At 50.2% G+C, this 11716-nt stretch carries 13 protein-coding genes and 2 pseudogenes; 10 read left to right on the top strand and 5 right to left on the bottom strand.

Translation table 11 applies throughout. The features are described from left to right. Nucleotides 1-3 precede the first annotated feature (3 nt). The gene (gene tnpB / locus OA238_RS23665; RefSeq protein ID WP_015497169.1) at nt 4-357 is read right to left on the bottom strand and encodes an IS66 family insertion sequence element accessory protein TnpB; all 354 of its coding nucleotides are present in this window, start codon (nt 355-357) and stop codon (nt 4-6) included. Continuing rightward, the gene (tnpA, locus tag OA238_RS23660; protein WP_015497168.1) at nt 354-812 is read right to left on the bottom strand and encodes an IS66-like element accessory protein TnpA; all 459 of its coding nucleotides are present in this window, start codon (nt 810-812) and stop codon (nt 354-356) included. The genes tnpB and tnpA (OA238_RS23660) overlap by 4 nt, the downstream gene beginning before the upstream one ends. 47 nt (nt 813-859) lie before the next feature. On the opposite strand from tnpA (OA238_RS23660), the pseudogene OA238_RS23655 reads away from it, so the two are divergent. From OA238_RS23655 to tnpA (OA238_RS30770), 9 genes and pseudogenes are all read left to right on the top strand, one after another. After that, nucleotides 860-1087, top strand: a pseudogene (locus OA238_RS23655) (transposase); the annotation flags it as partial. Nucleotides 1088-1147: 60 nt separating this feature from the next. Then, nucleotides 1148-2317: an ISAs1-like element ISOan1 family transposase gene (locus OA238_RS23650; protein ID WP_083906816.1), complete on the top strand. Its 1170-nt coding sequence runs from the start codon at nt 1148-1150 to the stop codon at nt 2315-2317. Nucleotides 2318-2355: 38 nt separating this feature from the next. After that, nucleotides 2356-2643, top strand: coding sequence for an ATP-binding protein (locus OA238_RS30775; protein WP_275450480.1), 288 nt, complete (start codon nt 2356-2358; stop codon nt 2641-2643). 701 nt (nt 2644-3344) lie between these two features. Beyond that, on the top strand, nt 3345-4256 hold the full coding sequence (locus OA238_RS23645; protein WP_015497166.1) for an alpha/beta fold hydrolase: 912 nt from the start codon (nt 3345-3347) through the stop codon (nt 4254-4256). Between the two features lie 48 nt (nt 4257-4304). Further along, a complete protein-coding gene (locus tag OA238_RS23640; protein WP_015497165.1) occupies nt 4305-5489 on the top strand; it encodes a substrate-binding domain-containing protein in 1185 nt (394 codons plus the stop codon). Between the two features lie 70 nt (nt 5490-5559). Continuing rightward, nucleotides 5560-7053 carry a sugar ABC transporter ATP-binding protein gene (locus OA238_RS23635; protein ID WP_015497164.1) on the top strand — a complete coding sequence of 498 codons (1494 nt, stop codon included), beginning with the start codon at nt 5560-5562 and terminating at the stop codon, nt 7051-7053. Then, nucleotides 7037-8014 carry an ABC transporter permease gene (locus OA238_RS23630; RefSeq protein WP_015497163.1) on the top strand — a complete coding sequence of 326 codons (978 nt, stop codon included), beginning with the start codon at nt 7037-7039 and terminating at the stop codon, nt 8012-8014. Before OA238_RS23635 ends, OA238_RS23630 begins: the two co-directional genes overlap by 17 nt. 135 nt (nt 8015-8149) lie before the next feature. Continuing rightward, the gene (gene tnpA / locus OA238_RS23625; RefSeq protein WP_015494130.1) at nt 8150-8569 is read left to right on the top strand and encodes an IS200/IS605 family transposase; all 420 of its coding nucleotides are present in this window, start codon (nt 8150-8152) and stop codon (nt 8567-8569) included. Between the two features lie 135 nt (nt 8570-8704). Next, nucleotides 8705-9052: pseudogene (tnpA, locus tag OA238_RS30770) on the top strand (IS200/IS605 family transposase); the annotation flags it as partial. Nucleotides 9053-9084: 32 nt separating this feature from the next. On the opposite strand, the gene OA238_RS35285 reads toward tnpA (OA238_RS30770), so the two are convergent. The 3 genes from OA238_RS35285 to OA238_RS23615 are packed head-to-tail and all read right to left on the bottom strand — an operon-like array spanning nt 9085 to nt 10470. Continuing rightward, the gene (locus OA238_RS35285) at nt 9085-9408 is read right to left on the bottom strand and encodes a hypothetical protein (protein WP_420806468.1); all 324 of its coding nucleotides are present in this window, start codon (nt 9406-9408) and stop codon (nt 9085-9087) included. Then, nucleotides 9305-10147, bottom strand: a complete 843-nt coding sequence (locus tag OA238_RS23620) for a DDE-type integrase/transposase/recombinase (protein ID WP_083906815.1) — start codon at nt 10145-10147, stop codon at nt 9305-9307. Before OA238_RS23620 ends, OA238_RS35285 begins: the two co-directional genes overlap by 104 nt. Then, the gene (locus OA238_RS23615; RefSeq protein ID WP_015497161.1) at nt 10144-10470 is read right to left on the bottom strand and encodes a hypothetical protein; all 327 of its coding nucleotides are present in this window, start codon (nt 10468-10470) and stop codon (nt 10144-10146) included. Before OA238_RS23615 ends, OA238_RS23620 begins: the two co-directional genes overlap by 4 nt. A gap of 56 nt (nt 10471-10526) precedes the next feature. Here OA238_RS23615 and OA238_RS23610 point away from each other — a divergent pair, with 56 nt between their 5' ends. Next, nucleotides 10527-11696, top strand: a complete 1170-nt coding sequence (locus tag OA238_RS23610) for an ISAs1-like element ISOan1 family transposase (RefSeq protein WP_083906669.1) — start codon at nt 10527-10529, stop codon at nt 11694-11696. Nucleotides 11697-11716 lie beyond the last annotated feature (20 nt).

Genomic DNA, 11716 nt, shown 5'->3' with positions numbered 1-11716 from the left:
ATGTCACCCTGCCGCAGTCGGCGGGGCAACCTGTTTCGGCGTCATTCGCAGCCAATCCAAACCTTCAAATAACGCCTCGTACTGGGCCCGAGAAAGCTGCATGACACCGTCATGGATCTTGGGCCACACGAAGTTGGAAACTTCAAGACGCTTGTAGATCAGTACCAGTCCGGTGCCATCCCATAGGAGAATCTTCAACCTGTCACCCCGCTTGGAGCGGAACACCACCGTCAGACCGGAATGCGGATCAAGCCCCAGTTCGTTCTGCACCGCTGCTGCTAGCCCGTCATGACCACGACGAAAATCCACCGGCTTGGTCGCAATCACAATCGGCAGCCGCTGCCCCGCGACAATCACGAGACCCCTCGCACCAAACGGATCAATTCAGCCGCACGCGCCACATCGGCACTGGCCGGAACGCGGATCATGACATCAGACCCAATCGCGATCGTTATCTCGCCACATGTCTCGTCGCGTTCACCGTGCCCTGACATACTGCCAGCGCCCTGCCATGTCATGGCAACTTCCAACGGCACAAAGGCAGGCTCAGGCTTATCGGCTGACAGGGTTGCATCACAGACCGATGTCATGACATCCGCAGGCAGAACCAATTTGCCCTCACGCGCCATCCGTCGCCAATCAGACAACTGGTGTGGGACGATGTCATGGCGTCTTGCGACATCGACAACGCGCGCACTGGGCTGGAAACTCTCAGCAACAATCCCGGCCTTCACATCATCAGGCCAACGCCGGTTACCCCGACGCGGCTCAACAATATCCAGCCGACCCACAAGTCCACTTCCATCCGCCATAGCATCCTCCAACAGCGCCAATGGAAAACATATCAAGCCAACTAAAGATTGACGGAAGACACCAAATCAATGGGACGTGGACGTCGCATACGCTGAAGCAGCGCGGGTCTTTGTCAATTTGGTTTGATGCCGAGATGGAGTGGGGGGCGAAGCCTTCAGGCCAACGCGGCCGTCAGCAGACGTATAGCGATGCGGCCACCCAAACGTGCCTGACGATCAAAGTACTGTTGGGTTTGCCTTTGAGGCAGACTGCTGGCTTTGTCGTAAGTCTGCTGGAATCAGGGCAATCGCATGAACAATAACGATGACAAATGTTGTAGAGGCTGATTCGATGGGTGATCTTCACTGGTTTAACGAGGTCATATGCCATGCCAAACCCAAGTTCACCTGAGGTCCATCCCATTGAATTTCTTACGCATTTTTCAGAGATAAGCGATTCACGTCAAGAGGTTAAAGTGACTTACCCTTTGCCGGAAATACTCCTCTTAACCCTATGCGCTGTTTTGTCAGGTGCCAATGACTGGACGGCCATCTCGATATATGGGACCAAGAAACTGGGCTTTTTGAAGCGTTTTCTACCTTTTGCAGACGGGACACCGTCCCATGACCAACTTGGAAACATCTTTGCGGCCTTGGATGCCGAGGCGTTTCAGGCCTGTTTTATCGACTGGATGGCCTCCCTTAACAAGACGGTGACTGGAGTGGTCGCGATTGATGGGAAAACCTCTCGCCGCAGCCTGGATAAAGCTGGCGGCAAGGCCGCAATTCACATGATCTCGGCCTGGAGTTCGGAATGGAATCTGACGCTGGCGCAACGGCAGGTGGACGGCAAGTCCAACGAGATAACGGCCATACCAGAACTGTTGGAACTGCTCACCCTGAAGGGGGCTATTGTCACCATCGACGCTATGGGATGCCAACGCGAAATCGCCGCGAAGATCATCTCCAAAGAAGCAGACTACATCCTCGCTTTGAAGGGTAATCAGGGCAGCCTACGCAAGGACACAGAATTATTCATGACGGAACAGGCGGCCGTAGATTATGACGACACAACAGTCACTTACCACGAAACGGTAGAGAATTCTCATGGCCGTATCGAAACAAGGAGGGTCACAGTGTGCACGGATATTGACTGGCTTAAAGCGGACCACAATTGGCCCGGTTTGAAAAGCATCGTTATGGTCCAGTACCACGCCATCCTGCAGGATAAAACGCGCGCCGAAACCCGCTATTACATTTCATCAATGACATCAGATGCTGAACATCAAGCCAAAGCCATCCGTGACCACTGGGGAATAGAAAACGGGCTGCATTGGGTCATGGACATGGTGTTTCGCGACGATGAATGCCGTATCCGAAAAGGCAATGCTCCAGCCAATTTTACGACCATAAAACACGCTGCAAGCAACATGCTGCGCTCCGTAAAGGGGAAGCATAGCCTGCGATTAAAGCGCCACATTGCATCATGGGATGATGATTTCCTCGCCGAAATAATTAACACCTAAATCTCATGCGTTTCCCCTGCATAGCAATAACGTAACGCTTGACCAAATCAAGGACGTCGCCTAACCATCAATCAAGCAGCGCCACTCGTGCGAATTTCAACATCGTCCCGGACATCCCCCTGATCACGGCCAACCAGCCCTTTGGTGAATGGAATATCGTCTTCCCTGATCCTGCCATGACGTTATCCGCCGTCGATCGGCTCGTTCACCAAGCGACCATCTTTGGTATGAACGTCAAAAGTTACCGGCGTAGGGCCGCCGAGCAAGTTAAGGGCTATGGACGCCCGCCTCAAAGAGCGGCATCCGTCAACACGCAACCTGATTGACGCGAAGCGACAATCAAAAACCACAAAAACCTTGATCGTGGCGGAAAAACCCACCAACATCAAAAATGTCGCGACCACGGATTCTCATCCTGATTGACGCGCTCTTCTCATCTAGATTGTCGCGCTAAATACAACCTCATTTGTTGGTCTGTGATGAATTTAAAGGGCAATCAGGGCCTCCCTTTGAAACGAAACCCCCAACAATTACACATTCACAACGACCAGTACTCAAACCAAAAATAGATCCTTGTCCGGTGAACCCGACCTACAAACGGGCAAGCCCGCTCTCCATCTAAATCCACCGGACAAAGTGGTTGTCGCTGAACATTCCGCATCATCTCAGAACAGAATATTCGGGTTTTGGAGTGAATGGAGTATATCATGAAACTAGCTTCGCTGATTCACTGAACTTTTGTACACTATGTAGGTACTATGTTCTAGCTTGGCTCGAAAAAAAAGCATTAGCTTCACTGTAGAAATGATAAATAATCAATGTACTATGAACTTAAGGTAAATTTTTGTGAGATTTAATTTTAATTGACATATGAAAAATAATATGAACAATAGTACAGATGATGGCGTGGCAAGTGTGTAACTGAGTTAGCGTGATTACAGACAAGCTGCACATCTCATACTGGTATAAAAAAATATAAGCTCAAACGATACAAGCTTATAACAATGAGACAGAACTAGGGGGGGAAATGGCTGAAATTTACGACCACAAAGGCCTACCGGTAAAACATGGGCGCGCAAGGGTGAACGGTATCCGGATGCACTACGTTATTGCGGGTCAAGGCGAACCCTTACTCCTCCTGCACGGGACGCCGAAAACAAACTACTACTGGCATAAATTGATCCCGTATCTGACCGAGTATTTTACCGTTGTTGCGCCTGACCTACGTGGTTTCGGTTACACTGACAAACCACCGGTTAGCGAAGGCTATGATAGCAGAACAAATGCAACGGATTTGGCCGAACTGATGTCCTATCTAGGTCACGAAACTTTCCATGTCCACGGCGAAGATCGCGGCGCAGAATTCGCATATGTATTGGCTGCAACCCAACGTGATAGGGTCAAAACGCTGTCTTTTTGTGAAATGTTGTTGTCTGGTGAAGGTCTTGAGGAAGCGTCTTTCTTTAACCTCGAAAACATCACCGCTCAATTCCGTCAAAGTGGTGTTTGGGTTTGGCACATCCCGTTTTTCTGGATACCTCATCTTCCCGAGATGCTGATCAACGGCAAAGAACGTGAGTTCTGGGAATTTTGGATAAAAGCCGAGACGTGGAATCCAAACTCTATCACGGATGAAGCCATGAATGAATGGGTTTCATGCCTGAAGTCACCGGGTGGCCTACGTGGAACATTGGAAACTTATCGCGCAGCTTTCAAGAATGCAGAAATTGTGCGCGAGCTACGGACCGAAAAACTTACACTACCCATTATGACCGTTGGGGCTCCCGAATTTTTTGGACCACTGGTCGAAGAACAGATGGTGCGACTGTCAAATGGCGTTGAACGGGCGGCTGTGTTCGAAGAATGTGGGCATTCCATAGCTCTTGAAGCTGAGGAGCGGCTAGCCCAAATGTTGCGTGAATTTATGCTGAACCGTTGAACGGTGCTTACATCGCATACGAACGACTTTAAACCTAAGGAGAAAAATATGAAATCTAATTGTAGAATGCTTTTAGCGGGCGGTACGTCTGTCGCGATGCTCTTACTAACAACCTTGTCTGCCTTCTCGCAAGATAACATTGGCGATGTGCGCCATCCGCTATGGTACAAAGCACCGACCGAACGGACGTTGGAACTTGCTAAGATCGACGATCTGTCAAACACTGTCGTCAGCCTTGGGCCTCGTGGTGAAGAAGGTGTGCTATACACCGAAATTCAAATCACCGCTGAGCAGAAGGAAAAAATTCGCGCTGGCAATTTTACTGCTGCCATCTCGATGGGCTGGCTTGGTGACGACTGGGCCTCACAGCAACTTTTGGGCCTGAAGGAGACATTTGCGGATCTCGGCATTGAAGTGGTTGCAGAGACCAACGCCAACTGGGACGACGCTCGCCAGATTTCGGATCTTGATGCGATTTCCGTCCTAAAACCGGACCTGGTTGTTTCGATCCCGCTAAATACGGCTACCACTGCATCGGCCTACCAACGCCTCGCTAAGGCAGGATCTAAGATCGTTTTTATTGACCAGGCCGCCGACGAAATGCAGCCGGGTAAAGATTATGTGTCTGTGATTTCTTCTGATAACCTCGCACTCGGTATGTACCTCGCTGACTTGTTAAATGATGCCGTTGATGGCAAAGGCGACGTTGCAGCAATGTTTTATGCTAACGATTTCCACGTGGTGAACCTTCGTTATATAGGCTTTATTGCCCGATTGATTACTAAATATCCGGATTTACAGTTGGTGGCTACTGCGGGCCATGACAATCCTAATAAAGGTCAAGAAGTGGCACAAGCACTGCTTGCCCGGTATCCAACTCTAAAGGGTGTTTACGGGTCTTGGTCGATCCCTGCAATGGGTGTGGCCACCGCAGCGCGTATAAATGGTAAACGTCCGGCAGATTTCAAGATAGTGAATGAGAACTTCGACCAGATTGTTGCCGCTGAAATGGCTGCAAACAGCTTTATTGCCGGGATTTCAACGCAACAGCCCTATACACAGGGCGTGACTGAAGCTAGCGCAGGGGCTTTGGCCCTAATTGGTGAAAGCCTGCCATCATATATTTCGGTTCCGCCAGTTCGTGTGAGCCGCGCTAATCTCTCTGAAGCTTACCAGAAAATCTATCGCAAGCCTCTACCCAAAGAAATGAAAGCTGACTTGGCAAAATATTAAAGAAATCAAAGTTTAGCCTTTGTACGCCGCGATAATCGTGGCGTACAATTTCTTAAGAAGGAGGATGACCGTGGCGACAGATGTTTTGAAAATGCGTGGCATCAATAAAGCATTTAGTGGCGTACCTGTTTTACAGCATGCAGCTTTCACTCTTCGTACTGGAGAATGTCATGCTCTAATGGGTGAAAATGGAGCTGGAAAATCCACTCTTATGAAAATCCTCACTGGAGTGTATCAGCGAGATGGTGGCACAATTTTTTTAGATGGAAAAGATGTGACTTTTACCACCCCTCGGGACGCTGAAAATTCCGGAATTGCTATGATATTTCAAGAATTTAGCCTAATTTCTACCCTTACTGTTGCTCAAAATATCTTTCTTGGCCATGAGCTGACGCGAAGAGGTGGGCTGGTTATTCATGATGGCGAGATGATCCAGCGCGCGCGTGGTATTCTTCAGGAGTTGGGTGAAAATATTGACCCCTGCATGCGAGTTGAAGAACTGAGCGTTGGCGCGAAGCAAATGGTAGAGATTGCCAAGGCGCTGTCCAAAAACGCTCGTATCTTAATTATGGATGAACCCACCGCGTCCCTATCCGAAAGCGAAGTCGACAGTCTGTTCCGTCTAGTCGAACGTCTCAAAAATCAAGGTATTTCCATAGTCTATATCTCTCATCGAATGGCAGAGATTTATCAAATTTGCGATCGCGTCACTGCGATGCGAGATGGTAGCCACACTTTAACAGCCAGTACAAGTGAAGTTACTATGGAGGAGCTTATACGAGCCATGCTTGGCTCTGACAGCTCGGCTGCGTTGGAGTGGATACCGCGTGAATTAAATTGCACATTGGCTCCAATTCTCCAAGTAACGAATTTGAATGTTACTGGGCATGTCAAGGATGTCAGCTTTGATGTGCGCCCTGGAGAAATTCTTGGTTTTGCCGGTCTTACCGGATCAGGTCGAACTGAGATTGTCGAAGCAATTTTTGGACTTCGTAATGTTGACGGAGGCTCTGTTCACGTTAACGGAAAACTTGTGCGCAGTAACTACGACGCAATTGAAGCTGGGGTGGGCTTGGTTCCCGAGGATCGGCGGACGCAGGGTTTAGTTCTCGACCATACGCTGCAGGATAATATAATCCTGCCTAACCTATCGCGCTTTGTGAGCATGTTTTTGGTAAGAAAAAAAATCGCGCGCGCAGCGTCAAAAAGCCATATCGCCGATTTAAAAATTAAATGTGAAGGTCCAGAACAGGAAGTTTATCTGTTGTCTGGTGGAAATCAGCAGAAGATCGTCTTGGCGAAATGGCTTGAGCGCAACCCGAAGTTACTCATTTTAGACGAACCAACGATTGGTGTCGATATTGGTGCGAAATCTGAACTCGTAAAAAAAATTCGGGAAATTGCCGATTCTGGCTCGGCCATCGTCGTGATTTCGTCGGAGTTTGAGGAATTACTGGCCATTAGTGATCGTTTGCTCATCATCTCTGATGGCGTCGTAATCGGCAATATGAACCGGCAAGACATTCAATCAGAGGAGGCTTTGCACCGTGCAGTCCAACAATAATAAAACGCTAGAGCAAAAATCGTCTAAACGTGGAACTATAAACTGGCGTGAAAATATCGTCTACATTTGCTTTGCAGGTGTGCTTGTTTTCTTTGCTATTACGATCGGTGATAAGGGTTTCCTAACGGTGACGAACTTGTTCAACATCTCCCGCACCACGGCGATGATCGCTGTCATCTCCATTGCGATGACCTTTATCATTTCCTCCGGAGAGTTAGACCTTTCAGTAGGCTCAACAGCTGCCCTTTCGGCGCTTGTGTCCGCCCTTGTAATGCAGGCTGGATACGGTTTTCTGGCTGGCGTCGTAGCAGGTTTGTTAAGTGGGTTTGCGGTGGGCCTTGTAAACGGATTCTTTGTTACTGGACTTTCTATCCCGTCTTTTCTGGTCACGCTTGGCATGATGCAGCTAGTGCGTGGCATCGACATGCGTATCACTTATACTAACCCAGTGGCTGTTCGGAATGAAACCTTTGACATGGTGTTTGGGCCGGGCACGATTGGTGTGGTTCCTATACTTTTCATCTGGGCAGTGGGCGTTGCGATTGTGGGCCATATAGCCTTGCGCTACACTCCATTTGGACGCCAAGTGCTTGCCACAGGCGGCAACAGCGAAGCGGCTCGATACTCGGGGATTAATACTAATCGGACCAAGGTAATTTGCTTTTTGATAACTGGCGTTGGAGCAGCGCTGGCTGGAATGCTCTGGACCGGCATGATGGGTACTGCTCGTTATAATTTTGGAGAAGGTGCCGAACTTGCCGCAATCGCTGCGGTCATTCTTGGAGGTACAAGCCTCTTCGGTGGCAAAGGTACGATTATTGGCACGCTTGTTGGAGCGCTGCTGATTGGGACAATAAACAACGGACTAATCATTATGGGTCTGGATGTGTCCGAACAGATGATGGTCGCGGGTGGGATCATCGTGCTTGCTGTGGCGTTTGGAAAAAAACCTAGTCGTTGAAAATTTACTTTCCACAAACGGGATTAAAGCCACCGGCTTCCAGCCGGTCCGCTTTAGCGTAATGTACTATAATCTTCCCTCTCATTTTTAAGACCCCGCGAAGCGGTAAGGGTCTTAAAAATGAGAGGGAAGATTATGATCTATTCCACAGGAAGCCATACCAAATTTTATCACCGGTTTCACGTCGTCTGGACAACAAAATACCGATACAAAGTTATGCGCGGTGAGATGCGTGAGCGTATCCGTGAAATCATTATCCAAACATGCCAAGAACTTGGCGTGCATATTGAGAAGGGCGTATTGTCGACCGATCACGTCCACATGTTCATATCGGTCCCGCCTCAGATAGCATTGTCAAAGGTGATGATGCGGATCAAGGGACGCTCGTCTTATAAGATACAGCGCGAGTTTCCCGAACTGCGCAAACGGTACTGGGGCCAGCGGTTTTGGGCTCGCGGATTTTTCTCAACAACCAGCGGCAATGTCACTGACGCTGTCATACTTCAGTATCTTGAATTACATTCAAAAAGGGAACCTACCGGCGTCAGCCGGTAGTCGTTCAGTTTCCACAAACGGGATTAAAGCCACCGGCTTCCAGCCGGTCCGCTTTAGCGTAATGTACTATAATCTTCCCTCTCATTTTTAAGACCCCGCGAAGCGGTAAGGGTCTTAAAAACGAGAGGGAAGATTATGATCTATTCCACAGGAAGCCATACCAAGTTTTATCACCGATTTCACTCCGTCTGGACAACAAAATACCGATACAAAGTTATGCGCGGTGAAATGCGTGAGCGTATCCGTGAAATCATTATCCAAACATGCCAAGAACTTGGCGTGCATATTGAGACGGGCGTATTGTCGACCGATCACGTCCACATGTTCATATCGGTCCCGCCTCAGATAGCTTTGTCAAAGGTGATTATGCGGATCAAGGGACGCTCGTCTTATAAGATACAGCGCGAGTTTCCCGAACTGCGCAAACGGTACTGGGGCCAGCGGTTTTGGGCTCGCGGATTTTTCTCAACAACCAGCGGCAATGCGGTGTTTGTCAAAGGTGTTGTCCGCCGATTTCATGCAGCGTCTCTGATTTCAGAGGCGCTGATTTCGTTTTCTGGGTTCAGCCAGACGGGTCCTGCTGGTTGCCAGTTTCGGGTTTTTCCTGACCAGCGTTGCGGGTTTTGCGCGCGAGCAGTTGCATAGAGATTGGCACGATTTGTGAGCGTTGCACGATCATGACCTGCGTGGCGCGCATTCGGCGTGACGAAGCGGATGGCGCTGTGCAGGTGTTCACTATTGTACCAACCAGCGAAGGTTTGGACCCAGGTTTGAGCATCCGCCTTGGTGGCAAAGCCCTTGGTCGGCCAGTCCGGGCGGTATTTGCAGGTTCGGAACAACGCCTCTGAGAAAGGGTTGTCGTTGCTTACGCGAGGGCGACTGTAGGAGGCCGTGATCCCTAGTTTTTTCCATCGTCACCTTCATCGTGGCGCCCTTCATAGGACTGCCGTTGTCAGCGTGCAGAACCAAGGGGCGCATCTGACAGCCCTCCGCTAGCACTGCTTGCCGGATCAGAATGGCAGCCAGATCCGCACTTTCACGCTCATGGACCTCCCAGCCCACGATCTTCCGGCTGAAGATGTCCACGATCAGATACAGATAAAAGAACATGCCTGCGACAGGTCCCGGCATCCAGGTAATGTCCCAGGTCCAGACCTCACAGGGCGCGCATGCCTGATAGCTTGTGGGCTTCTTACGCTTGACTGGGGACTTGGCTCGACCCCGGTGATGCTGCAATCCATTGGCGCGCAGAATGCGGTAGAAACTCGATTCCGAGGCTAGATACTGCCCCCGATCTGCTAGCTTTGGCACAATCTGACTTGGGGGAAGGCTAGAGAACTCCTTTGAATTACAGACATCTAGAACAGCCGCGCGTTCTGCCGTACTCAACGCGTTTGCTGGTTCCGCACGCGGCACGAGGGGGCGCTTATCAGGGCGAACCTCGCCGTCTTTTGTCCAGCGCCGCAGAGTGCGTTCGCTGATTTCCAACTCGGAACAGGCTTTGGCGCGCTGCGCTCCTGCGGTGACGGCCTCATTGATCAGAGCAACTGCGGTTTGGCGATCTGGGGTGCTGATCATGCGTCCTCTCCGTCCCCCCAGATCGCTGAGGCCTTTTTTCGCAGAACAAGCAGTGCTGCAGTTTCGGCCAGTGCGCGATCCTTGCGAGCAAGCTCGCGTTCCAAATCTTTCATCCGTTTCTTGTCTTCCTTGGTCGCACGCACAAGACGTGCTGCACTCGTGCGGTCCCAGTCGTTGGCCTGCTCGCAAGCAACTCGCCACATGGCAATCTGCGCCGGGTAAAGGCCGCGTTTGCGGCAGTATTCGGCTAGGTCAGCCTCGTTCAGCGCAGCAGTTTCCAACACCGCCGCAAACTTGTCACGTGAAGACCAGCCCTCAGGCAAGGCAATCGCATGAACAATAACGATGTCGACAAATGTTGTAGAGGCTGATTCGATGGGTGATCTTTACTGTTTTAACGAGGTCATATGCCATGCCAACCCCAAGTTCACCTGAGATCCATCCCATTGAATTTCTTACGCATTTTTCAGATATAAGCGATTCACGTCAAGAGGTTAAAGTGACTTACCCTTTGCCGGAAATACTCCTCTTAACCCTATGCGCTGTTTTGTCAGGTGCCAATGACTGGACGGCCATCTCGATATATGGGACCAAGAAACTGGGCTTTTTGAAGCGTTTTCTACCTTTTGCAGACGGGACACCGTCCCATGACCAACTTGGAAACATCTTTGCGGCCTTGGATGCCGAGGCGTTTCAGGCCTGTTTTATCGACTGGGTGGCCTCCCTTAACAAGACGGTGACTGGAGTGGTCGCGATTGATGGGAAAACCTCTCGCCGCAGCCTGGATAAAGCTGGCGGCAAGGCCGCAATTCACATGATCTCGGCCTGGAGTTCGGAATGGAATCTGACGCTGGCGCAACGGCAGGTGGACGGCAAGTCCAACGAGATAACGGCCATACCAGAACTGTTGGAACTGCTCACCCTGAAGGGGGCTATTGTCACCATCGACGCTATGGGATGCCAACGCGAAATCGCCGCGAAGATCATCTCCAAAGAAGCAGACTACATCCTCGCTTTGAAGGGTAATCAGGGCAGCCTACGCAAGGACACAGAATTATTCATGACGGAACAGGCGGCCGTAGATTATGACGACACAACAGTCACTTACCACGAAACGGTAGAGAAGTCTCATGGCCGTATCGAAACAAGGAGGGTCACAGTGTGCACGGATATTGACTGGCTTAAAGCGGACCACAATTGGCCCGGTTTGAAAAGCATCGTTATGGTCCAGTACCACGCCATCCTGCAGGATAAAACGCGCGCCGAAACCCGCTATTACATTTCATCAATGACATCAGATGCTGAACATCACGCCAAAGCCATCCGTGACCACTGGGGAATAGAAAACGGGCTGCATTGGGTCATGGACATGGTGTTTCGCGACGATGAATGCCGTATCCGAAAAGGCAATGCTCCAGCGAATTTTACGACCATAAAACACGCTGCAAGCAACATGCTGCGCTCCGTAAAGGGGAAGCATAGCCTGCGATCAAAGCGCCACATTGCATCATGGGATGATGATTTCCTCGCCGAAATAATTAACACCTAAATCTCATGCGATTCCCCTGA

It is taken from the genome of Octadecabacter arcticus 238, from assembly GCF_000155735.2.
Lineage (GTDB): Bacteria > Pseudomonadota > Alphaproteobacteria > Rhodobacterales > Rhodobacteraceae > Octadecabacter > Octadecabacter arcticus.
This window is presented reverse-complemented; position numbering and strand designations above follow the sequence as displayed.

Bases quoted from the DNA above. Each gene is read 5' to 3' on its own strand.
- tnpA (WP_015497168.1), bottom strand. From the start codon at position 812: ATGGCGGATGGAAGTGGACTTGTGGGTCGGCTGGATATTGTTGAGCCG.
- OA238_RS23645 (WP_015497166.1), top strand. From the start codon at position 3,345: ATGGCTGAAATTTACGACCACAAAGGCCTACCGGTAAAACATGGGCGC.
- OA238_RS23640 (WP_015497165.1), top strand. From the start codon at position 4,305: ATGAAATCTAATTGTAGAATGCTTTTAGCGGGCGGTACGTCTGTCGCG.
- tnpA (WP_015494130.1), top strand. From the start codon at position 8,150: ATGATCTATTCCACAGGAAGCCATACCAAATTTTATCACCGGTTTCAC.
- OA238_RS23620 (WP_083906815.1), bottom strand. From the start codon at position 10,147: ATGATCAGCACCCCAGATCGCCAAACCGCAGTTGCTCTGATCAATGAG.